Raw genomic sequence first — 21,265 nt, 5'->3', positions numbered from 1 at the left:
TTTTTGTGGTCTTTTTTAATCGAAAGCAGCACCCCGCGAACGAAGAGTCCCGGCGTGGCTGAAGGTTTTTGGCAATATGCCACCAGTAAAAGCGGTATGCTTGCCGGGATTTTTTAGAGGTGTATCTGGATGAGTAAGGTCAGTGTGTTGGTCGTGGACGATGCTTCGTTCATTCGTGACCTGGTGAAGAAGTGCCTGCGCAACTACTTCCCGGGCATCCGCATCGAAGACGCCGTGAACGGCAAGAAAGCGCAGTCCATGCTGGCCCGTGAGGCGTTCGACCTGGTGCTGTGCGATTGGGAAATGCCGGAAATGTCCGGCCTGGAACTGCTGACCTGGTGCCGTCAGCAGGACAACCTCAAGGGCATGCCGTTTGTGATGGTCACCAGCCGTGGAGACAAGGAAAACGTCGTCCAGGCGATTCAGGCCGGCGTTTCCGGTTATGTCAGCAAGCCGTTCACCAACGAGCAGTTGCTGGGCAAGGTCAAGCAGGCGCTGCACAAGGTCGGAAAGCTCGACACCCTGATGAACAGCGCCCCGACCAAAATGAATTCGGCATTCGGCAATGACTCCCTCAGCGCCCTGACCGGCGGTAAGGCGGCTCCGGTTGCCGCGGTGGCGTCGGCGCCTGCAGTGAACCCTTTTGCCAAACCCTCCGTTGTTGCAGCTGCCGCTCCCGCCGCCGCTGCGCCGGCCCGCGGTTTGCTCAACACCCCGCCCGTCAAAGCCCCGGCCTCCGCCGCGCAGGGCGCCAATCGTGGCCAGGGCCAGTTGCGTCTGCCCAGCGGCACCCAGCCATGCGTGATCAAGGCCCTGAGCCTCAAGGAAGCGCTGCTGGTGGTCAAACGCACCGACACCCTGCCGCAAGTGCTCGAAAGCGCGGTGCTGGACATGGAGCAGGGCGACAACGCTGAAACCGCTCGCCTCAATGGATACCTGCACGCCATCGTCGCCCATGAGCAGACGCCTGACAGCGAATGGCTGCAACTGACCTTCCGCTTCGTCGACAAAGACCCGCAGAAACTCGACTACATCTCCCGCCTGATCGCCCGCGGCACGGCGCAGAAACACTTCGTGCCTGGCGCCTGATTCGGCGACGCCTGTCAGTCCGCCATCGCGAGCAAGCTCGCTCCCACATTGGTTTTCCTGTGTCACAGACCTCTGTGGGAGCGAGCTTGCTCGCGATGGGGCCAGCAGCCCCAGCAAAGCACCATCTGCCTACCTATTTTGAAACATCCGTCGACTACGCAGGTCAATCCCAGCTGCTAGGCTGCTGTGCAGGCCTTCACTTTTCGACAGAATCCTTGCCCATGCTCGTGCCTTTGCTGTTTGCCTGTGGTCTTGTCCTGGCCTCCACCTCGGCCGTGGCGATGACTATCTACAAATCCACCGACGCCAATGGCGTGGTTTCCTACAGTGACCGCCCCAGCAAGGGCGCCCAAGTGTTCGTGTTCCGCGATCGCATGGTCGAACGGCTGGAGCGGCAGGTGTTCCTCGATATCAAGAAGCAGAACGGCGCCGATGCGGTGTTCGTGCGCAATGACTTGTACGCGCCGGTGGAGATCGAGTTGAGTTTCGCCGGGCTCAGGAACGTCAGTGGGGCCCCGAGCCGGCCGATTCGTCGGGTGCTGCCGGCGCGCAGCAACCTGCGCCTGGCGCTGCTCACGGCCACGCGTCCCGGCAGGCCGCTGGCGTATACCCCAAGGTTCGAGTATTCCCTGGGCGACCCTGCGGGCGCCGCGCAGGCCTATCGCTACCCATTACCGTGGCGTGGCGGGCCGTTCCGGCTAAGCCAGGGTGCCAACGGTCAGTACAGCCACTACGGCCCGAAAAACCGCTACGCCATGGACATTGCCATGCCCGAAGGCACACCCATTATTGCGGCGCGGGGCGGTGTGATCATCAAGACTGAAAACGAGCAGACCGGCCGGGGGGACGATCCCTCGGGAAACTTCGTGCGGGTGCTGCACGATGACGGGACCATGGGCGTGTACCTGCACTTGCAGAAAGGCTCGGTGAGCGTGCGGGAAGGGCAGCGGGTCGTGGTGGGCACGCCGTTGGCGTTGTCGGGCAACACCGGCAACAGCTCCGGCCCGCACCTGCATTTCGTGGTGCAGCGCAATACCGGGTTGGGGCTGGTGTCGATCCCTTACCAGTTCAATCAACCGGTGGGCGACTTGCCCAACTTTGCGGTGGGCAAGCAATAGCGAAGCGGGCTGTTGTGGCGAGGGAGCTTGCTCCCGCTCGGCTGCGAAGCAGTCGTCGCTTTTGGGGCCGCTTCGCGACCCAGCGGGAGCAAGCTCCCTCGCCACAGAGGGTCGTGTCCCCCACTCTCAACTTGATACTCAACCGAGCATCAACACCTTCGCCAGAATGATCTTCGGCCCTTTCATCTTCTTGATGATGATCCGCAGGCCTTCGACCTCCAGTACTTCTTCCTCTTCCGGCACCCGCTTGAGGGTTTCATAGACCAGCCCGGCGAGGGTTTCGGCTTCGATGTGGTCCAGGTCGATCCCCAGCAGGCGCTCGACCTTGAACAGCGGCGTGTCGCCGCGCACCAGCAGCTTGCCCGGCTGGTAGGCCAGGATGCCACGCTCGGCCTTGCGGTGTTCGTCCTGGATGTCGCCCACCAGCACTTCCAGCACGTCTTCCATGGTCAGGTAGCCGATGATGTTGCCGTCAGCCTCCTCGACCAAGGCGAAGTGCGAGCCGCCCTTGCGGAACTGCTCCAGCAACTGTGAGAGCGGCATGTGCCGCGACACGCGCTCCAGTGGCCGGGTCAGTTCGGCCAGGTTGAACGACTCGGGAATGTGGTCCAGGGCCGCCAGTTCCAGCAGCAGATCCTTGATGTGCAGCAGGCCAACGAACTCCTGGCTCTCGCTGTCGTACACCGGATAACGGCTGAACTTGTGGCGACGGAACATCGCCAGGATTTCCTTGAGTGGCGCGTTGAATTCCAGCGTCACCAGGTCTTCCCGGGAGTTGGCCCAGTCCACCACCTCCAGCTCGCCCATCTCCACGGCCGAGGCCAGTACGCGCATGCCCTGGTCGCTAGGATCCTGGCCCCGGCTGGAGTGCAGGATCAGCTTCAGTTCTTCACGGCTGTAATGATGCTCGTGATGCGGGCCGGGCTCGCCTTGGCCAGCGATGCGCAGGATGGCGTTGGCGCTGGCGTTGAGCAGGTAGATCGCCGGGTACATGGCCCAATAGAACATGTACAGCGGCACGGCGGTCCACAGCGACAGCAGCTCGGGCTTGCGGATCGCCCAGGATTTGGGCGCCAGCTCACCGACCACGATGTGCAGGTACGAAATGATGAAAAACGCCGTGAAGAACGACACGCCCTTGATCACTTCCGGCGACTCGACGCCGACCGCGCCCAGCAGCGGTTCGAGGACATGGGCGAACGCCGGCTCTCCGACCCAGCCCAGGCCGAGGGAGGCGAGGGTGATACCCAGCTGGCAGGCCGACAGATAAGCGTCGAGCTGGCTGTGGACGGTGCGCAGGATATGCCCGCGCCAGCCGTTCTGTTCGGCGATGGCTTCGACGCGGGTCGAGCGCAGCTTGACCATGGCAAATTCGGCTGCAACGAAAAAACCGTTGAGCAAAACCAGGATCAGAGCAAAAAGGATCATGCCGAATTCGGCGAAGAGTGTTGCGAGGGACAAGCCAGGGGAAGGGTCCATGATGGAGTTTTGCGGGTTCCGTATGTTCGTAGAAGTTAGAGATGAGTGCCTGAAAAGGCAGGCACAAGTCAGCCAATGTAGCGGCTGACTCGACGGTTGCCTAGTGGCGAGTGCTGGTCGGTATCAATCGGCGCGATTGGCCAGGCGCGCGCGAACCACCTGCGCCGGGGCGAAATGGCAGGTAAACGTGCTGCCGTGGCCGGGCACGCTGCTGATTTCCATGCGTGCGCGATGACGCAACAACACGTGTTTCACGATCGCCAGGCCCAACCCTGTACCGCCGGTGTTGGAGTTGCGGCTGGAGTCGACGCGGTAGAAACGTTCGGTCAGGCGTGGCAGGTGTTTGCTGTCGATGCCGATGCCGGAATCCTGCACGCTCAGGTGCGCGCCTTGCTCATCGCCCCACCAGCGCACGCGGATCTGGCCCTGCTCGGGAGTGTATTTGACCGCGTTGAACACCAGATTGGAGAAGGCACTGCGCAGTTCCGCTTCGCTGCCTTTGAGTTGCACGGTCGGGTCGGCGTCAAGCGTGATGCTCTGCTGCTTGGCGCCGGACAGCTCCTGTGCATCTTCAGCGATGGTTTGCAGCAGGTCGTCGATGTGCACCGGCTGATTGTCCGACGGGTAGTCGGTGGCTTCCAGCTTCGCCAGCAACAGCAAGTCATTGAGCAAGGTCTGCATGCGCCCACCTTGTTGCTGCATCTGCTGCAACGCCCGACTCCAGCGCGGGTTCACTTCCTCGACGTTGTCGAGCAGGGTTTCCAGGTAACCGCAGATCACTGTCAACGGTGTGCGCAGTTCGTGGGAAACGTTGGCGATGAAGTCTTTGCGCATCTGCTCCAGCTGATGGATACGCGTTACGTCCCGCACCAGCATCAAGTGCTCGTTGTTGCCATAGCGGGTGATGTACAGCTGGATGCGCAGCCGATCATTGGTGGGCGAAGGAATCTCCAGGGGTTCGGCGTAATTGTCCTGCTCGAAATATTCCTTGAAGCGCGGATGGCGCACCAGGTTGGTCACCGGTTGACCGCTGTCCTGTGGCGTCTTGAGGCCCAGCAGGGTTTCGGCGGCGCGGTTCCACCATTCCAGGTTGCCATCGCTGTCGAGCATGATCACGGCGTCTTTCAGCGCTGCAGTGGACTCCTGGACCCGGTCGATCACCGCTTGCAGGCGTCCGCGAACGCGCTGGTCGCGCCGTTGCAGGTGGTAAATGCTGTCGAACACCTCACCCCACAATCCATAGCCGTCGGGCGGGGCTTCGTCGGGTTGGTGCAGGCGTAGCCATTCATGCAGGCGCAGCAGTTGCTTGAGGGTCCAGGCCAGGTAAAGCCCCAGGCCAGCCGCCAGGCTCCAGCCGTAGTAACCGCTGATCAGGCCGATCACCAGGCAGCCGGTCACCAGCAACAACATGTGGCGAATCAGGGTGCCATGCCAGTTTTGATTCACGTGACGCGCGTCCTTGTCAGCTTGTCGGGCGGTGAGGGCTCGGATCAGGCCTTGGTCGAAAAACGATAACCGGTGCCGCGCACGGTTTGTACCAGATTCTCATAGGCCTCGCCGAGGGCCTTGCGTAGGCGCCGGATGTGCACATCCACGGTACGCTCTTCCACGTAGACGTTACCGCCCCAGACTTGGTCCAGCAGCTGGCCGCGCGTGTAGGCGCGCTCTTGGTGGGTCATGAAAAATTGCAGCAGGCGGTATTCGGTCGGGCCCATCTCGGCGGGCTTGCCGTCGATGGTCACGCGGTGGCTGATGGGGTCCAGCAGCAGGCCGCCGACCTCGATCGGCGCTTCGCCATCGGTTGGGCCGGCGCGGCGCAGCACGGCCTTCAGGCGCGCTACCAGCTCGCGTGGGGAGAACGGCTTGGTGATGTAGTCGTCAGCGCCCACTTCCAGGCCCTGAATCTTGTTGTCCTCTTCACCTTTGGCGGTGAGCATGATGATCGGAATATCGCCGGTCAACTCATCGCGCTTGAGGCGTCGCGCCAACTCGATGCCTGACGTGCCGGGAAGCATCCAGTCCAGCAGGATCAGGTCGGGCTTGCGGTCGACGATGATGGCATGGGCCTGCTGAGAGTTTTCTGCTTCCATGCAGTCATAGCCGGCCATCTCCAACGCAACGGCAATCATCTCGCGGATGGGCGCCTCGTCGTCGACGATCAGAATGCTCCTGCCAACCATGGGGTAATCCTCTTGTCATTTAACTGTCTTGCGCCGCATTAGATAACGGAATTATTGCAGTCGTGTGACAGTTATTTCCTGAGCCGGCAGCGAAGGGGATCCTGGGCTACGCTTTTTAGTCCGAATCCTGACAACCACACAAGAAGGTTTCCATGACTTACCTTACCCAATCCATCAAGGCGCTGGCGATCACGGCTGCCCTGGCGCTGCCGACATGGGCATTCGCGGCTGAGCCGGCGATGGTCTCAGACAAGGGGGTGCTGACTGACCACAAGGAGATGACGCTGTATACGTTTGCCAAAGACTCGGGCAGCAAGTCGATGTGCAACGACAAATGCGCGGTCAACTGGCCGCCGCTCATGGCCGAAGAAAGCGACAAGCCCATGGGCAAATGGACCGTGATCACCCGTGACGACGGCAAGAAGCAGTGGGCCTACGATGGCAAGCCGTTGTACACCTTCATCATGGACAAAAAAGCCGGAGATGTGACCGGTGACGGCAAAATGGACGGCGCCTGGAAGATCGCCAAGCCCGACTGACGGGCACGGCGCCGAGCGGGTGCTCTTGTGGCGAGGGAGCTTGCTCCCGCTGGGCTGCGCAGCGGCCCCAAGATCTTGCGGTCGCTGCGCAACCGAGCGGGAGCAAGCTCCCTCGCCACAGGGTTCTGTTCTTGATCCCAGCTTAGTGCTGGGTCAGCGGCCTCACCGCAACGCGTAATCCAGCACAATCCCGACGAAAATCGCCAATCCGGCCCAATGGTTGTGCAAAAACGCTTGGAAGCAACGCATCCGGTCCTTGCTGCGGGTGTACCAGAACTCCCAGGCAAAGCACGCGGCAGCGGCCACCAGCCCGAGGTGGAACCAGCCGCCCAACTGGAACTTCGACCCGGCCAGCAGCAGGCAGGCCAGGGCCAGGCCTTGCAGTGTCAGGATGATCACCCGGTCGGCATCGCCAAACAGAATCGCCGTGGACTTCACGCCGATCCTCAAATCATCGTCCCGGTCGGTCATCGCGTAATAGGTGTCGTAGGCGACCGTCCACAGCAGATTGGCGATGTACAGCAGCCATGCAGCTGCCGGCAGATGACCGGTTTCGGCGGTGAACGCCATCGGCATGCCCCAGGAAAACGCCGCCCCCAGCACCACTTGCGGGTAGTAGGTGTAGCGCTTCATGAACGGATAACTGAGCGCCAGCGCCAGCCCGCCAAGGGACAGCAAAATGGTCGGCGCATTGGTGCACAGCACCAGCAGGAAACTCACGCCCATCAGCACGGCGAAGAACACCAGCGCCTCTTTCGAACTGATCTTCCCGCTTACCAGCGGGCGCTGTTCGGTGCGTTTGACGTGGCCGTCCACCTTGCGGTCGGCCCAATCGTTGATCACGCAACCGCCAGCACGGGTCAGCACCACGCCGAGGACAAAAATCACGACGTTGGCCAGAGACGGCGAACCTTCACCGGCAACCCACAATGCCCACAGGGTCGGCCACAGCAGCAGGTAAATGCCGATGGGCTTGTCCATGCGAGTCAGTTGTACGAAGTCCCAGGCCCTCGGGTTCAGGCGGTTCAAGGACTTGAGCAGTTGCGTGTACATCAGCAATTCTCCGAATAGGCGCGGGCGACGGTCCACAAGCGCGGCAGGAAGATTTCCGCCACCAGCACGCTCAATGCGCCGCGATCGAAACGTGAACGGCGACCCCATAGTTGCGTGGCGCGAACCTCGTCCGGCAACCATGGCGCTGGGTAATGGCAAACCTCGATGGCCCGGCGCTGGAACGCCTGGTCGCAAAACAGCAGCTCCCCCAGGGAACGGCTACCCAGCTCATCCATCTGCAATCCATCGCCCTGCAACGCGCTACGCGCCGCCACACTGCGAGCAAACACCCAAGGCTGGCCGTGGCCGCGCAGGTACACCTCGCGTACCCATCCCTCGCTGCCTTCGGCCAGATCCAGCGCGGCACATTCGTCAGCGCGCAACGGCTGCCAGCCCTCGAACAACGGCGTCACACTGAAGTGGTCGTCCGACAAGCGTGTCAGACGACGGGTCAACGAGCCTTCGTCAAACAGCCAGTCGAGCACACAGGCATCGGGGCGTGGTGCGAGCAGTTGCTGAGGCAGCCATTGGAGTGTAGGAAATATCGAATTTGTCTGCGGCACGAGGGTCTTGATAGGCAACAAATGAGGTCGCGAGCTTATCATGACGGTCGCCGATTTTGACGGCGCCGGCCTGCTGCACTGCCGATCATGCTTGCATCTACGGCGACCGATCAGTACAAAACGCCCTGAGCCGGAAAAGAGCCTTGAGCGACCCCATACCGGCAAATGCCTGACACCTGAGGAAGTACCTGAATGAAGAAGTGGCAATGTATCGTCTGCGGCCTGATCTACAACGAAGCCGATGGTTGGCCGGATGATGGCATCGCCCCCGGCACCCGCTGGGAAGACGTACCGGCAGATTGGCTGTGCCCGGACTGCGGCGTCGGCAAAATGGATTTCGAAATGATCGAAATCAACTGATCGTTTCCCACACGCATGGAAAGCACCACATGGAGAGCAGCATGAGCGCACCTGTCATCATCGTCGGGACTGGCCTTGCCGGTTACAACCTGGCCCGGGAGTTTCGCAAACTCGATAGCGAAACCCCTTTGCTGCTGATCACCGCCGATGACGGCCGCTCGTACTCCAAACCCATGCTCTCCACCGGCTTTGGCAAAAACAAGGATGCCGACGGCTTGAGCATGGCCGAGCCTGGGGCCATGGCCGAGCAACTGAAGGCCGAAGTGCGCACCCACACTCGCATCAGCGGCATCGACCCGGGCCACAAACGGCTGTGGATCGGCGAAGAAGCGGTGAACTACCGCGATCTGGTCTTGGCCTGGGGCGCAGAAACCGTGCGCGTGCCGGTGCAGGGCGATGCCTCGGACCTGATCTTCCCCATCAACGACCTGGAAGACTACGCACGCTTTCGCGCGGCGGCGGCTGGCAAGCGCCGGGTTCTGCTGCTTGGCGCCGGCCTGATTGGCTGCGAATTCGCCAATGACCTGATCCTCGGCGGCTACGAAGTGCAACTGGTGGCGCCGTGCGAGCAAATCATGCCGACCCTGCTGCACCCGGCTGCCGCTGCTGCCGTGCAAGCCGGGCTGGAAAGCCTCGGTGCGCGCTTCCACCTGGGGCCCGTTCTCAACCGCCTGCAACGGGTAGCCGACGGGTTGGAAGCCCACCTGTCCGACGGCCAGGTGATTGCCTGCGACCTGGTCGTCTCGGCCATCGGTCTGCGCCCCCGCATTGACCTGGCCGCCGCCGCTGGCCTGGTGGTCAATCGAGGCGTGGTGGTCGACCGTCACCTGAAAACCTCCCACGCCAACATCTACGCCCTGGGCGACTGCGCCGAGGTCGATGGCTTGAACCTGCTATACGTCATGCCGCTGATGAGCTGCGCCCGCGCTCTGGCTCAAACCCTGGCTGGCAACCCGACCGCCGTCAGCTACGGCGCCATGCCGATTACGGTAAAAACCCCGGTGTGCCCGCTGGTGGTGTCGCCGCCACCGCGCGGTAGCGAAGGCGAGTGGAGCGTCGAAGGGCAGGGTGCCGACATCAAGGCTCTGTGTCGGGACGCCCAAGGCAACCTGCTGGGCTACGCCCTGACAGGTGCCGCGGTGATGGAAAAACTGGCGCTGAACAAAGAGCTTCCGCCCCTGCTGGCGTAAATACTGGTCGTTCTGTCGCAAAAACCCTACTTTTGGTGCCACAAAGGTCGTTGGGACACTGGCGCCGCCTGCGGCCCCGTGCCATCCTCACTCCCGTCTGCCGCAGAGTAGAGCCTGCGGCGCCTTAGGGGCTGTTCCAAAGAGAACAGCACGGACATAACAACAAAAAAACCGTCAAAGGGGCTTCATTCATGCGTAAACCAGACCTCGCCGCCGCCATCGCGGAAAAAGCAGACCTCACCAAAGAACAAGCCAACCGCGTGCTCAACGCGGTTCTCGAAGAAATCACCGGCGCCCTGCACCGCAAGGACAGCGTCACCTTGGTAGGCTTCGGCACTTTCCTGCAGCGCCACCGCGGCGCCCGCACCGGCAAAAACCCACAAACCGGCGAACCTGTGAAAATCAAGGCGAGCAACACTGTGGCTTTCAAGCCGGGTAAATCTTTGAAGGACAGTGTTAACCCGTAATTGCTGCGAGCTCCTCGCAGATGAGGGAGGAGCGATAGCCAAAAAGGACACGTCGATGAAGTCGGGTGTCCTTTTTTATGTGTGTGCTTAAAGCGCGGCTCTTGTGGCGAGGGAGCGGCCTGTCAGGGCAACTCCAGCCCTCCGCCGGCCTTGTGCAGTTTGCGTAAATGCTCGCCGATCTCCTTGACGTTGGCCTCACTCGCGGCAATTTCAGCCGCGCGGCTTGGCTCAAGCAAGGCCCTGACTTCCTTATCCAAATCGCCTGTCAGCGTCTGAAGCTGTTTCTGGCGCAAGCTGCTTTCCGATTCCAGTCGTTGCCACTCGCTAGGTTGCGGCAGCCCGTAACCGCTGCTGCCCAGCAACTCGGCGGGACGGCTCAGGAAACCACTGTTGGCAAGGATCTGCTGCAGCGTCGCGTTGGCCCTTTCCATGCCCCCGTTCTGCAGTTCACGGGCGCCGAGGTAACGCTGCTTGACTTCATCTTGAGCCAGCAGCAACTGCCGACGATAACTGGCCTGTTCCAGAAGCAACAACGCCGCGCTGGTGCGCAAGTCAGCTTGCTCAAACCAGACGCGGCGTTCGGCCGCGTCCAGGGCCAGCCAGTCCTCCACAGTCTGTTGCTTGATCGGCAGGTACTTCTTCAGCACGTTGAACATGGCCTGATACCGATCGCGGAATGAGTCGAAGCGGTAGCCCAGGCGCAAGGCTTCCTTGGGATCATCGAGTACGCTAGTATCGGCCAGGCCTCGCCCCTTGAGCACTTCCAGCAAGCCGTTGGGCATGATGCTGTCCAGGCCCTTGAGCTGCTGGTTATTGCTGCCGCTGCGCAGCAGTTTCAGACTTTCCACCGCGCAGTTATTGGACAGGAAGTAATAGTTACCGTCGTAGCTCCAGTGCATTTCGGCGGCATGCTCGACGGTTTCCTCGATTTCGGTCCGCGACAGGTTCAGCGGCACCGACGCCAGGCTGCGCAGTTCAGTCTTGGTATATTCATCAATCACCTGGGCCAGCGGCAGTACGAACAGGCGCGACGGGTATTTGCCCACCAGCCCGTCCCAGCTCGACAATTGCACATCGCCCACGAAGGCGCGATACGACAGCACCAAGTGTTGATCCAGATCCAATCGGCAATCCGGGCCACGCGGGCGACCTGGCGCGCAGATCACCAACCGCAGCATGCTATGGCCCCAGCGGCTGACCCAATTCTGGTTGGCTTCGGCCAACAGATAATCGACGGCATAGACCCGCTCAGGATCGACTTTGCCCAGGGGCGTCTTGGCGAAATCGTTGCCAGCGTTCAGAAAAGCGAATGACTTGGCGCAGGTATCCTTGGCGGCAGGCGCCCAGCCGAAGTGTTCCTGATAATAGCGATACAGAGCGGGCCGTCGACAGGCGTAGCTGGGATCCAGGAGAAAGTACTCCATGTTGACCGCGACAAACTCCTTGGGGCTGCTCGTCTCGTAGAGGTCCGGGCTGCGGGCAACCTGGCGGTTGTGCTGTTCCCGTTCACCGCGACGGCCGACGTATTGCGGCCAACCGGCGAGGTCCAGCAAACGGGGATCATCGCTGAGGGTGAAGCGGCGGTCGTTCTGCCCTCGGCATTCATCGGGAAGACCGATCAGCCCGGCGCTGCTGTTGCGTCGGGTACAGCGCTGGATCAGTGCCCGTTCGGCGTCCGGCCATAGGCGCGAGCGGTCGTAGATGTGGGTGAGTTCATGCAGGACCGTGGCGAGCATTTCTCGCCGCACCGTGCCGTGGGGACGATGGGTCTTTTGCGTCGCGGCGCTGCCGTCGGTGAGGCTGTCGAGCAAATTGCTGTTGAGGTCCAGCTGCGACACCAGCGAGGCCTGGCCGTAGGCGTTGGCGGGCATTTGGTCGGTCCAGCCGACATCGATGCGCCGGTCCAGCCGCTCGATGAAGCGCGGCGGCAGGGCCCGCATGGCTTCATCGAGTAGGGCCTGGCTGGCCTGCTGTTGCGCCGGGCTCAAGCCTTCGCCGTTGAGGTGCAGTTGCAGGCCGGCCTGGACGGTGCTGCCCATGAGCAGCAACGCCCCGGCCGTCAGCCAGGCGGCGAGCCGCCTCACAATGCGAGGATGGCTTCGGCGAGAACCTGGTCACTGGCGTCGCGCGCTTCCGGCACGCGAGTGCGCAAGGTGTCGAAGGCAGCCTCGAGATGAGCGCCACGAATTTCACCATTGCTGGCGACAAAACTGGCGGCATCGTCATGGGCTTCACGGACGACTTTCGAATCACGGATGGATGTGCTGGTGTCGGACGTGAAATCGATCGTGCGCTGGGAGGCACGGACGATGATGTTACTGGTGGCTACCAGGGTATGTGCCTGGGCCACATCGGCCAACACCAGCAGGCCTAGGGTGGCAGCAATCAGCGGGCTACGCATGGAACGACTCCGGAGAATAAAGATAACTATTGGACGAGAATTGCTTGTGCCAGTTCAAGGTCGCTGACGTGAAGTTTTGGCCGGGTCCGGCGTAGGTAATCCAGGGCCGACTCCAGTTGTGCCCCTCGTAGCTGCCCGTCACTGGCGATGAATGCCGCCGCGTCATCGTGAGCGGCGACGATCAGTTTATGGTCGAAGGGCGCGGAGGTCACCATGCTCGTGGCATAGCCGCTGACCACCACTTGCTGGGTGGACACATCGAAGGCACGGGCCGGGACAGACCAGCAGAAAACGCTAAAGAAAGATGCGATGAACAGATTTGAGTAAAAACGCATAGGACTCGAGGTTTGATGGCGAGTCCGAAGGCTAGCGCAAACGCCCGGCCCAGAGCCAGCTCTGAAACATCGGAACACCATTGGCGGCCCGATGTTTCATGTGGGGATCAAATAACCAGGATGGCCTGGGCCAACTGCGCGTCGGTGGCATTGAGCTGCGGCGCTTGCTGGCGGATGTAATCCAGGGCGCTTTCCAGTTTCACACCACGGATGGCGCCTTCGCTGGCCACGAAGCTGGCGGCGTCATCACGGGCGGCCTGGACGATTTTATTGTCCCGCAACGACGAGGTGGCATCGGAGGTGACATCGGATGTGGCCTTGAGTGCGCCCACGATGGAGTCGGTGGTGACGATGAAGCTGCTGGCATTGGACTGGGAGGCTACGGCCAGCAGGGCGGCGGCGCTGAGCAGACGAAGACGGTTCATGATGAAACTCCTTGGATAATGAGGGAGGCCGGTGCGTATAGCTGAAAGAGGAGACGCATGCTCGACTCGCTTCGCCACGTTAGGTTCGATATTAGGTCAGAACGCGCTTGCTGACAGCCTCTGAATACCCGGACGCGACTTGATAGCGGCGCTGGAACAAAACTGTACCGGTTAAATTATCGAGCTATTGAAACTGTTATTTTTTGCTGTGGGCATCAAAACCAAGCCCCCGAAACGACAAAACCCGTCGTGGTTTCCCACGACGGGTCTTGTTTGTTCAATTCGGTGCTGGCGGTGGACCCGGTGGGTCAGGGCCAGCGACGCTGAGTTAGCGCCAGAACGGCTTGCTCAGCTCTTCGTAGCGTTGTGCTTCGCTGATACCGGCGTCAGCCAGCAGGCGCGAATCCAGACGAGCCAATTGGTGGCGGCTGGCGATGCGGCGCTGCCACAGCATCAGGTTAGCGATAACGCGAAGAGGCAGGGAAGCCTGGTTTTTTTCAGCTTTGTCTTCGAAAAACAGCTCGGAACTGAGTGTACGTTCCATGGTGAACATCCTTCCGCTTATGGCGGGATTAGGTAGTGGTTTACTGGTGCCCATATTCCTCTCGTTTGGCGAGTCTCTGTAGATACAGTTCACTTGTATTGTAAGAGACCAGTTAACTGTTTAAGAGCGGTGTACTGGTCGATATTGAGGCAACTGTACCTATGCGCACGATAATGGTGCATTTTAGGTGATCGAGTCGCATTTTCTGGGAAAAGACTGTAAGAAAACACCGGTACAGCAGTACAGTTTTTGCAACTATCGGCCAGAATTGCAGAGGGCGGCTGAAACTGTATTTGCCATAGCGGTGAACCAGCTGTATCAGACGGCCAACATGCGCCCGGTTTCTTCCAGGTTCAGGTGCCAACTCAGTGCATCGCGCAGGATGTGCGGTGTATGTCCACCCAAAAGGCACGCCGCTTCAAAGTACTCATTCAATGCCTGGCGGTAGGAAGGATGTACGCAGTTATCAATGACCACGCGAGCCCGCTCCCGCGGTGCCAGGCCGCGCAAATCGGCCAGGCCGATCTCGGTCACCAAGATGTCGACATCGTGCTCGGTATGGTCCACGTGGCTGACCATCGGCACGACACTGGAAATCGCACCGCCCTTGGCGATCGACTTGGTAACAAAAATCGCCAAGTGCGCATTTCGGGCGAAATCTCCCGAACCGCCAATGCCGTTCATCATCCGCGTGCCGCAGACATGGGTGGAGTTGACGTTGCCATACAGGTCGAACTCCAGAGCCGTGTTGATGGCAATGATGCCCAGGCGGCGTACCACCTCGGGATGGTTTGAGATCTCCTGCGGACGCAGGACCAGTTTGTCTTTGTACTTTTCCAGATTTCCAAAGACATCGGTATTGCGTCGAGCTGACAGCGTGATGGAGCTGCCCGAGGCAAAGCTCAGTTTGCCAGCGTCGATCAGATCGAACGTGGAGTCTTGCAGTACCTCGGAGTACATGGTCAGGTCTTCGAAGGGGGAGTCGATCAGCCCGCACATCACGGCGTTGGCGATATTGCCGATACCGGCCTGCAGCGGTCCGAGCTTGTTGGTCATGCGCCCAGCCGCGACTTCCTGCTTGAAGAATTCGATCAAATGATCGGCGATGGCCTGGGTATCGCTGTCCGGTGGCAAGACTGTCGAAGGCGAGTCGGTTTGGTTGGTAATGACGATAGCGGCTATTTTTTCCGGCGGAATCGGGATTGCGGAGCTGCCAATACGGTCGTCGACCTTTACCAGGGGAATCGGCGTGCGGGTCGGGCGGTAGGTCGGGATATAGATGTCGTGCAACCCTTCCAGGTTTGGGTTATGCGCCAGATTGATTTCTACGATCACCTGCCTGGCGAAGATAGCAAAACTGGCCGAATTACCCACTGAGGTGGTCGGCACGATATGACCCTGCTCGGTGATGGCCACTGCTTCGATTACAGCAATGTCGGGCAGCTTGAGCTGGGCGTTGCGCATTTGCTCGACGGTTTCCGAGAGATGCTGGTCAATGAACATCACCTCGCCTGCGTTGATCGCCTTGCGCAGCGTGCTGTCGACCTGAAAGGGCATGCGTCGCGCCAGCACGCCGGCTTCGGTGAGCTCCTTGTCCAGATCGTTACCCAGACTTGCGCCGGTCATCAGGCTGATTTTCAGCGGAGTGACCTTGGCGCGCTCGGCCAGGGCGTGGGGGACCGCTTTCGCTTCACCGGCGCGGGTAAAGCCGCTCATGCCGACGGTCATGCCGTCCTGAATCAACAAGGCTGCTTCGGCAGCGCTCATCACTTTATCCAACAACGAAGGCAAGCGGATGCGGTCACGGTACATGGGAGGTTATCTCGGGCTGGATGCAGGATGCGCAGTCTAGTGAATTCGCACTGTGCCCGACCCGCTACAAAAGTCGCATTTTGGGCGTCTATTACGGGCGCTTCAGGCAAAACATTATTACCAGATCGGTAACATTGGCCCTTGATACAAATCAAAACGCCCCGACAAGTCGGGGCGTTAGGGTGAAGCGGGCGGGATTATTCCACTGCTTTGACCATGTCTTCGATGACCTTCTTGGCGTCACCGAACACCATCATGGTCTTGTCGAGATAGAACAGCTCGTTGTCCAGACCGGCATAGCCGCTGGCCATCGAGCGCTTGTTGACGATGATGGTCTTGGCCTTGAAGGCCTCGAGGATCGGCATGCCGGCAATCGGCGACTTCGGATCGTTCTTCGCCGCCGGGTTGACCACGTCGTTGGCGCCTAGCACCAGCACCACGTCGGCCTGACCGAATTCGGAGTTGATGTCTTCCATCTCGAACACCTGGTCGTAAGGCACTTCGGCCTCGGCCAGCAGCACGTTCATGTGTCCAGGCATGCGACCCGCTACCGGGTGGATCGCGTATTTAACGGTCACCCCGCGATGGGTCAGCTTCTCTGTCAGCTCTTTCAGTGCGTGTTGCGCGCGGGCCACCGCAAGGCCATAGCCTGGGACGATGATCACCGTGTCGGCGTTGGTCAGCAGGAACGTCGCGTCGTCTGCAGAGCCGGATTTCACCGGACGGGCTTCTTTTGAGCCAGCTGGGCCAGCGGCATCTGGCGTGTTACCGAAACCGCCGAGCAGTACGTTGAAGAACGAACGGTTCATCGCCTTGCACATGATGTACGACAGGATCGCACCGCTCGAACCCACCAGCGAACCGGCAATGATCAGCATCGAGTTGTTCAGCGAGAAGCCGATACCCGCTGCGGCCCAACCGGAATAACTGTTGAGCATCGACACTACTACCGGCATGTCCGCGCCGCCGATTGGGATGATGATCAGCACGCCCAGCACAAAGGCCAGGGCCAGCATCAAGGCGAACGCGCCTAGATTGCCCGTGAACATGAAGGTCAGGCCCAAGCCCAGCGTGGCAAGGCCCAGGATCAGGTTGAGCTTGTGCTGGCCGCCAAACTGTACCGGTGCGCCTTGGAACAGGCGGAACTTGTACTTGCCCGAGAGTTTGCCGAACGCGATAACCGAACCGGAGAAGGTGATTGCACCAATGGCTGCCCCGAGGAACAGCTCCAGGCGGTTACCGGCCGGGATCGAATCACCCAGCTGCTTGACGATACCCAGGGACTGTGGCTCGACGACGGCGGCAATGGCGATGAACACCGCAGCCAGGCCGATCATGCTGTGCATGAATGCGACCAGCTCCGGCATCTTGGTCATCTCGACACGCTTGGCCATGATCGAACCGGCGGTGCCGCCGACCAGCAGGCCGACGATGACGTAGCCGATACCGGCGGTCGCAAGCTCAGCGCCCAGCTTATAGATGAGACCCACGGTAGTGAGCACCGCCAGCGCCATGCCGAGCATGCCGAACAGGTTGCCACGGCGCGACGTGGTGGGGTGCGACAGGCCTTTGAGGGCCTGGATGAAGCAGATCGACGCGATCAGGTAGAGCGTCGTTACCAGGTTCATGCTCATTACTTGGGCGCCTCTTCTTTTACGGCTTTCGGGGCTTTTTTCTTGAACATTTCAAGCATGCGGCGCGTCACCAGGAAGCCGCCGAACACGTTTACGGCGGCCAGGGCTACGGCGAGGGTGCCCATGGTCTTGCCCAGTGGCGTCACGGTCAGCGCGGCGGCGAGCATGGCGCCGACGATCACGATCGCCGAAATGGCGTTGGTCACCGCCATCAACGGCGTGTGCAATGCTGGTGTCACGTTCCAGACCACGTGGTAACCGACATAAATCGCCAGCACGAAGATGATCAGGTTGTAGATACCGGGGGAGATAAGCTCTTCCATTGTCTGAATCCCTGCTTAGGCGTTTTTACGGATGACTTGGCCGTCGCGGCACATCAGGCACGCGGCGACGATGTCGTCTTCCAGGTTCACGTCGAACTGACCTTCCTTGGTGAAGACCAGCTTCAGGAAGTCCAGCAGGTTGCGCGCGTACAGCGCCGAAGCGTCAGCCGCGACTTCACCGGCCAGGTTGGTCGGGCCGCAAATGGTCACGCCATTCTCGATCACCACCTGATCGGCCACGGTCAGCGGACAGTTACCGCCCTGGGCTGCCGCGAGGTCGATGACCACCGAGCCAGGCTTCATCTGCGCAACGGTTTCGGCGCTCAGCAACGTCGGCGCCTTGCGGCCCGGGATCAACGCCGTGGTGATGACAATGTCGGCCTGTTTGGCGCGCTCGTGCACGGCTTGGGCCTGACGCTGCATCCAGCTCGCGGGCATGGGCCGGGCGTAACCGCCGACGCCAACGGCGCACTCACGCTCCTCGTCGGTTTCGTAAGGCACGTCGACGAACTTGGCGCCGAGGGATTCGATTTGTTCCTTCACCGCCGGACGCACGTCCGAAGCCTCGATCACCGCACCCAGGCGCTTGGCCGTGGCAATCGCCTGCAGCCCGGCCACGCCGGCACCGAGAATCAGCACGCGCGCCGCTTTCACGGTACCCGCAGCGGTCATCAGCATCGGCATGAAGCGTGGATAGTAATGAGCGGCCAACAACACGGCTTTATAGCCGGCGATGTTCGCTTGAGACGACAGCACATCCAGGCTCTGGGCGCGGGAGGTACGTGGCGCGGCCTCAAGGGCGAAAGCGGTAATCCCACATTCGGCCAGCTTGGCGATGGTTTCGTTGTTGAACGGGTTGAGCATGCCCACCAGAACGGTGCCGCTCTTGATCAACGTCAGTTCGCTGTCGCTGGGGGCAACCACCTTGAGGATCAGTTCGGCACCGAACGCTTCACTGGCACTGCCAATGGTTGCGCCCGCCGCTTCATAAGCACTGTCGATAACGCTGGCCTTGATGCCGGCGCCGCTTTGAACAGTGACTTTATGGCCTTGGCCGATCAGTTTCTTGATGGTTTCCGGGGTAGCAGCAACCCGTGTTTCACCCGTTTGGGTTTCGAGGGGAACACCAATGTGCACGTCAAATCTCCTGCGTGATCTTATTGAGTAAACCCAGGCACTTCGGATGGTGCGGTTGGGGCGGCCGATCAGCACGATCCCGCCAAACCAGGCGGGGCGCGGCATTTTGCAGGCGAAAATTCAGCCCTTCAAGGGATTATGGCGTGTGACGGAAAATTAACTACAAGTCACCCTGTGACCGAATGTCGCAATTATTGAGTCGCATCCCTTGTAGGCCGCGCTTTTCAAGGACTCCAGCTCAAAGTGTCAAATTTTCCAATCGGCCAGATGAATAAGCCTTGATACGTTGCGTGATATGGCTCAAAGCCATGTATTTAAACGCTTTAGAGCCTACTGCACTGACTTCATAACAGAATGACTGAATGCGACATATAGTTATATCTGTAGCGACTTTGCTTAGTTTACTACCTAAGTTGGTTTTAGCTTTTCCCTTATTAATCAATGTGATAGCTCATTGCTTCGCTCACAAGCCAGTCACGAAAAGCCCGAAGAGAGGCGGATTCCACCTTTCGCTCGGGAATCATCAGGTAATAGGCCTTGAGACTCGACAGTGCGTTGCGGTTGGCAACGACCAGACGCTTCTCTGCCAGCTCCCGCTGAATCAAAAAGGGCGGGATCAACGCAATCCCCATGTCATGCATGGCCGCTTGGGCAAGCATGGAGAATAGTTCATAACGCGGGCCTGTCAGGTCGCGTGCGATGTTCAGGTTCTGTGAGTTGAACCATTGACGCCAGGCATACGGGCGAGTGGTTTGTTGTAGCAAGGGCAGTTCGGCGATGGTTTGCGCTGTCAGACTGTTCTGGTTGCCAAGTAGGGCGGGGCTGCATACCGGCATTGGATTTTCGCCCATCAGCTTGTGGGATTCGGTACCGGACCAGTCCGCATCACCGAAATAGATGGCAGCATCAAACTCCGTATCCGCAAAAAGAAAGGGGCGTGTGCGGTTGGTCAGGTTTACGGTGACTTCCGGGTGCTGCTGCTGGAAATCCTTGAGGCGTGGTAACAGCCATTGCGTGCCGAACGTGGGCACCACGGCCAGTTCGATCACATTCGCGCCGGTGTGCCCCATCACCGAAAGCGTATCGCGCTCCACGGCGTCCAGTTGGGTGGCAATCCGACGGCTATAGGAAAGGCCCGCTTCGGTCAGTTTGACTCCGCGTCTTGAGCGTCGGAACAGCTCCACGCTGAGGAAATCTTCCAGGCTGGCAATCTGTCGGCAAATAGCCCCTTGCGTCAGAGAAAGCTCTTGCGCGGCCTTGGTGAAGCTCTCGTGGCGCGCGGCGGCCTCAAAACTGACCAGGGCGGCGGTGCTGGGGATTTTACGGCGCATATACACAAGCCTCACTCAAGATGGGCGTAAACGGGGTTTATGGCATTTACGGAGTGAGAAATTAGCACAAGACCATGCGGAATCCTCGTTTGCCCTTGTAGGAAACCGCGCCTAGGATCAACCCACGATTTTTCATCTAAATGGCGAGGACTCTTTCATGGCCGGTAAAGCGAGCTTCAACTGGATCGATCCATTGTTGCTGGACCAGCAGCTCACCGAAGAAGAACGCATGATTCGCGACACTGCCGAGCAGTTCGCCCAGCAAAAGCTCGCACCGCGGGTACTGGAAGCGTTCCGCCATGAGAAAACCGACCCGGCGATCTTCCGTGAGATGGGTGAGGTAGGGTTGCTGGGAGCAACCATCCCTGAAGAATACGGCGGCAGTGGGCTGAACTATGTCAGCTATGGCCTGATCGCCCGCGAAGTGGAGCGCGTCGACTCCGGCTATCGCTCGATGATGAGCGTGCAATCCTCGCTGGTCATGGTGCCGATCAATGAATTTGGCACCGAGGCGCAAAAACAGAAGTACCTGCCGAAGCTGGCTTCCGGTGAATGGATCGGCTGCTTCGGTCTGACCGAGCCGAACCATGGTTCCGATCCTGGCGCGATGATTACTCGTGCCCGCAAGGTGGAAGGCGGCTACAGCCTGACGGGCAGCAAGATGTGGATCACCAACAGTCCGATTGCCGATGTATTTGTCGTCTGGGGCAAAGACGACGCGGGTGATATCCGCGGCTTCGTACTCGAGAAAGGCTGGAAAGGCCTGAGTGCGCCGGCCATTCACGGCAAGGTCGGCCTGCGTGCTTCGATCACGGGCGAGATCGTCATGGACAACGTGTTCGTTCCGGAAGAAAACATCTTCCCGGATGTACGTGGCCTGAAGGGACCGTTTACTTGTCTGAACTCGGCGCGCTACGGCATCTCCTGGGGCGCCTTGGGGGCCGCCGAGTTCTGCTGGCATACCGCTCGCCAATACACGCTGGACCGGCAGCAGTTCGGTCGTCCTTTGGCTGCCACCCAGTTGATCCAAAAGAAACTGGCTGACATGCAGACTGAAATCACCCTGGCCTTGCAAGGATGCCTGCGTCTGGGGCGTATGAAAGATGAGGGCACGGCCGCGGTTGAAATTACCTCGATCATGAAGCGCAACTCCTGCGGCAAATCCCTGGATATCGCGCGTATGGCCCGGGACATGCTGGGCGGCAACGGTATCTCCGACGAGTTTGGCATCGCTCGTCATCTCGTGAACCTGGAGGTGGTGAACACCTACGAAGGCACCCACGAC

The 21,265-nt window shown here is 60.1% G+C and carries 22 protein-coding genes (1 of these 22 only partly in view); 7 read left to right on the top strand and 15 right to left on the bottom strand.

Translation table 11 applies throughout. The features are described 5' to 3' along the window. The first annotated feature begins 129 nt into the window (after positions 1-129). A complete protein-coding gene (locus QNH97_RS28460) occupies positions 130-1,089 on the top strand; it encodes a response regulator (protein WP_283554887.1) in 960 nt (319 codons plus the stop codon). 221 nt (positions 1,090-1,310) lie between these two features. After that, positions 1,311-2,207 carry a peptidoglycan DD-metalloendopeptidase family protein gene (locus QNH97_RS28455; RefSeq protein ID WP_283554886.1) on the top strand — a complete coding sequence of 299 codons (897 nt, stop codon included), beginning with the start codon at positions 1,311-1,313 and terminating at the stop codon, positions 2,205-2,207. A 138-nt stretch (positions 2,208-2,345) separates the two neighbouring features. Here QNH97_RS28455 and QNH97_RS28450 read toward each other — a convergent pair whose 3' ends face one another. The 3 genes from QNH97_RS28450 to phoB all read right to left on the bottom strand — a co-directional run bounded on the left by QNH97_RS28450 (position 2,346) and on the right by phoB (position 5,866). Continuing rightward, positions 2,346-3,686, bottom strand: coding sequence for a hemolysin family protein (locus tag QNH97_RS28450; RefSeq protein ID WP_283554885.1), 1,341 nt, complete (start codon positions 3,684-3,686; stop codon positions 2,346-2,348). A 123-nt stretch (positions 3,687-3,809) separates the two neighbouring features. Beyond that, positions 3,810-5,096 (bottom strand): phosphate regulon sensor histidine kinase PhoR, encoded by a 1,287-nt coding sequence (gene phoR, locus QNH97_RS28445; protein ID WP_283557569.1) that lies wholly within the window; start codon positions 5,094-5,096, stop codon positions 3,810-3,812. A gap of 80 nt (positions 5,097-5,176) precedes the next feature. Beyond that, a complete protein-coding gene (gene phoB, locus QNH97_RS28440) occupies positions 5,177-5,866 on the bottom strand; it encodes a phosphate regulon transcriptional regulator PhoB (RefSeq protein WP_186633116.1) in 690 nt (229 codons plus the stop codon). Positions 5,867-6,018: 152 nt separating this feature from the next. Between phoB and QNH97_RS28435 the strand changes: the two genes are divergently transcribed. Beyond that, positions 6,019-6,405, top strand: coding sequence for a COG4315 family predicted lipoprotein (locus QNH97_RS28435; RefSeq protein ID WP_283554884.1), 387 nt, complete (start codon positions 6,019-6,021; stop codon positions 6,403-6,405). 162 nt (positions 6,406-6,567) lie between these two features. On the opposite strand, the gene ubiA is transcribed toward QNH97_RS28435, so the two are convergent. Together ubiA and QNH97_RS28425 are read right to left on the bottom strand one after the other, a co-directional pair. Then, positions 6,568-7,458: a 4-hydroxybenzoate octaprenyltransferase gene (gene ubiA / locus QNH97_RS28430; RefSeq protein ID WP_283554883.1), complete on the bottom strand. Its 891-nt coding sequence runs from the start codon at positions 7,456-7,458 to the stop codon at positions 6,568-6,570. Next, positions 7,458-8,021, bottom strand: coding sequence for a chorismate--pyruvate lyase family protein (locus QNH97_RS28425; RefSeq protein ID WP_283554882.1), 564 nt, complete (start codon positions 8,019-8,021; stop codon positions 7,458-7,460). The genes ubiA and QNH97_RS28425 overlap by 1 nt, the downstream gene beginning before the upstream one ends. A 192-nt stretch (positions 8,022-8,213) precedes the next feature. On the opposite strand from QNH97_RS28425, the gene QNH97_RS28420 reads away from it, so the two are divergent. The 3 genes from QNH97_RS28420 (at position 8,214) to QNH97_RS28410 (ending at position 10,038) form a co-directional block, all read left to right on the top strand. After that, positions 8,214-8,381, top strand: a complete 168-nt coding sequence (locus tag QNH97_RS28420) for a rubredoxin (protein WP_003177199.1) — start codon at positions 8,214-8,216, stop codon at positions 8,379-8,381. Between the two features lie 41 nt (positions 8,382-8,422). Next, a complete protein-coding gene (locus QNH97_RS28415) occupies positions 8,423-9,571 on the top strand; it encodes an NAD(P)/FAD-dependent oxidoreductase (RefSeq protein ID WP_283554881.1) in 1,149 nt (382 codons plus the stop codon). A 191-nt stretch (positions 9,572-9,762) separates the two neighbouring features. Further along, positions 9,763-10,038, top strand: coding sequence for an HU family DNA-binding protein (locus QNH97_RS28410; protein WP_003195589.1), 276 nt, complete (start codon positions 9,763-9,765; stop codon positions 10,036-10,038). A gap of 122 nt (positions 10,039-10,160) precedes the next feature. Here QNH97_RS28410 and QNH97_RS28405 read toward each other — a convergent pair whose 3' ends face one another. The 10 genes from QNH97_RS28405 to QNH97_RS28360 form a co-directional block, all read right to left on the bottom strand. After that, on the bottom strand, positions 10,161-12,122 hold the full coding sequence (locus tag QNH97_RS28405; protein WP_283554880.1) for a DUF7844 domain-containing protein: 1,962 nt from the start codon (positions 12,120-12,122) through the stop codon (positions 10,161-10,163). Next, positions 12,119-12,439, bottom strand: a complete 321-nt coding sequence (locus tag QNH97_RS28400; protein WP_283554879.1) for a DUF2388 domain-containing protein — start codon at positions 12,437-12,439, stop codon at positions 12,119-12,121. Before QNH97_RS28400 ends, QNH97_RS28405 begins: the two co-directional genes overlap by 4 nt. Positions 12,440-12,465: 26 nt before the next feature. After that, positions 12,466-12,774 (bottom strand): DUF2388 domain-containing protein, encoded by a 309-nt coding sequence (locus QNH97_RS28395; protein ID WP_283554878.1) that lies wholly within the window; start codon positions 12,772-12,774, stop codon positions 12,466-12,468. Positions 12,775-12,881: 107 nt separating this feature from the next. Beyond that, positions 12,882-13,199, bottom strand: coding sequence for a DUF2388 domain-containing protein (locus QNH97_RS28390; RefSeq protein ID WP_283554877.1), 318 nt, complete (start codon positions 13,197-13,199; stop codon positions 12,882-12,884). Between the two features lie 328 nt (positions 13,200-13,527). Then, a complete protein-coding gene (locus QNH97_RS28385) occupies positions 13,528-13,743 on the bottom strand; it encodes a DUF1127 domain-containing protein (protein ID WP_003187014.1) in 216 nt (71 codons plus the stop codon). A 318-nt stretch (positions 13,744-14,061) separates the two neighbouring features. Continuing rightward, complete coding sequence (gene scpC, locus QNH97_RS28380) at positions 14,062-15,555, bottom strand: succinyl-CoA:acetate CoA-transferase ScpC (RefSeq protein ID WP_283554876.1); 1,494 nt, start codon at positions 15,553-15,555, stop codon at positions 14,062-14,064. A gap of 197 nt (positions 15,556-15,752) precedes the next feature. Next, positions 15,753-17,189, bottom strand: coding sequence for an NAD(P)(+) transhydrogenase (Re/Si-specific) subunit beta (locus tag QNH97_RS28375; RefSeq protein ID WP_283554875.1), 1,437 nt, complete (start codon positions 17,187-17,189; stop codon positions 15,753-15,755). Continuing rightward, on the bottom strand, positions 17,189-17,512 hold the full coding sequence (locus QNH97_RS28370; RefSeq protein WP_003187010.1) for an NAD(P) transhydrogenase subunit alpha part 2: 324 nt from the start codon (positions 17,510-17,512) through the stop codon (positions 17,189-17,191). The genes QNH97_RS28375 and QNH97_RS28370 overlap by 1 nt, the downstream gene beginning before the upstream one ends. Positions 17,513-17,527: 15 nt before the next feature. Continuing rightward, the gene (locus QNH97_RS28365) at positions 17,528-18,649 is read right to left on the bottom strand and encodes a Re/Si-specific NAD(P)(+) transhydrogenase subunit alpha (protein WP_283554874.1); all 1,122 of its coding nucleotides are present in this window, start codon (positions 18,647-18,649) and stop codon (positions 17,528-17,530) included. Positions 18,650-19,083: 434 nt separating this feature from the next. Beyond that, positions 19,084-19,980, bottom strand: a complete 897-nt coding sequence (locus tag QNH97_RS28360) for a LysR family transcriptional regulator (RefSeq protein WP_283554873.1) — start codon at positions 19,978-19,980, stop codon at positions 19,084-19,086. A 157-nt stretch (positions 19,981-20,137) separates the two neighbouring features. On the opposite strand from QNH97_RS28360, the gene QNH97_RS28355 reads away from it, so the two are divergent. After that, positions 20,138-21,265: the 5' portion of an acyl-CoA dehydrogenase gene (locus tag QNH97_RS28355; RefSeq protein ID WP_283554872.1), read on the top strand. 54 nt of this gene lie beyond the right edge of the window; the window shows 1,128 of its 1,182 coding nt (coding positions 1-1,128); its start codon is at positions 20,138-20,140; its stop codon lies beyond the right edge, outside the window.

This window comes from Pseudomonas sp. G2-4 (assembly GCF_030064125.1).
Classification (GTDB): Bacteria; Pseudomonadota; Gammaproteobacteria; order Pseudomonadales; family Pseudomonadaceae; genus Aquipseudomonas.
Note: the sequence above shows the minus strand (reverse complement) of the source record. Positions and strands in the feature narration are given on the sequence as shown.

Bases quoted from the DNA above. Each gene is read 5' to 3' on its own strand.
- QNH97_RS28360 (WP_283554873.1), bottom strand. From the start codon at position 19,980: ATGCGCCGTAAAATCCCCAGCACCGCCGCCCTGGTCAGTTTTGAGGCC.
- QNH97_RS28455 (WP_283554886.1), top strand. From the start codon at position 1,311: ATGCTCGTGCCTTTGCTGTTTGCCTGTGGTCTTGTCCTGGCCTCCACC.
- ubiA (WP_283554883.1), bottom strand. From the start codon at position 7,458: ATGTACACGCAACTGCTCAAGTCCTTGAACCGCCTGAACCCGAGGGCC.
- QNH97_RS28375 (WP_283554875.1), bottom strand. From the start codon at position 17,189: ATGAGCATGAACCTGGTAACGACGCTCTACCTGATCGCGTCGATCTGC.
- QNH97_RS28370 (WP_003187010.1), bottom strand. From the start codon at position 17,512: ATGGAAGAGCTTATCTCCCCCGGTATCTACAACCTGATCATCTTCGTG.
- QNH97_RS28400 (WP_283554879.1), bottom strand. From the start codon at position 12,439: ATGCGTAGCCCGCTGATTGCTGCCACCCTAGGCCTGCTGGTGTTGGCC.
- QNH97_RS28435 (WP_283554884.1), top strand. From the start codon at position 6,019: ATGACTTACCTTACCCAATCCATCAAGGCGCTGGCGATCACGGCTGCC.
- QNH97_RS28385 (WP_003187014.1), bottom strand. From the start codon at position 13,743: ATGGAACGTACACTCAGTTCCGAGCTGTTTTTCGAAGACAAAGCTGAA.
- QNH97_RS28420 (WP_003177199.1), top strand. From the start codon at position 8,214: ATGAAGAAGTGGCAATGTATCGTCTGCGGCCTGATCTACAACGAAGCC.
- QNH97_RS28450 (WP_283554885.1), bottom strand. From the start codon at position 3,686: ATGGACCCTTCCCCTGGCTTGTCCCTCGCAACACTCTTCGCCGAATTC.
- QNH97_RS28460 (WP_283554887.1), top strand. From the start codon at position 130: ATGAGTAAGGTCAGTGTGTTGGTCGTGGACGATGCTTCGTTCATTCGT.
- QNH97_RS28390 (WP_283554877.1), bottom strand. From the start codon at position 13,199: ATGAACCGTCTTCGTCTGCTCAGCGCCGCCGCCCTGCTGGCCGTAGCC.
- phoR (WP_283557569.1), bottom strand. From the start codon at position 5,096: ATGTTGTTGCTGGTGACCGGCTGCCTGGTGATCGGCCTGATCAGCGGT.
- QNH97_RS28415 (WP_283554881.1), top strand. From the start codon at position 8,423: ATGAGCGCACCTGTCATCATCGTCGGGACTGGCCTTGCCGGTTACAAC.
- scpC (WP_283554876.1), bottom strand. From the start codon at position 15,555: ATGTACCGTGACCGCATCCGCTTGCCTTCGTTGTTGGATAAAGTGATG.
- QNH97_RS28395 (WP_283554878.1), bottom strand. From the start codon at position 12,774: ATGCGTTTTTACTCAAATCTGTTCATCGCATCTTTCTTTAGCGTTTTC.
- QNH97_RS28410 (WP_003195589.1), top strand. From the start codon at position 9,763: ATGCGTAAACCAGACCTCGCCGCCGCCATCGCGGAAAAAGCAGACCTC.
- phoB (WP_186633116.1), bottom strand. From the start codon at position 5,866: ATGGTTGGCAGGAGCATTCTGATCGTCGACGACGAGGCGCCCATCCGC.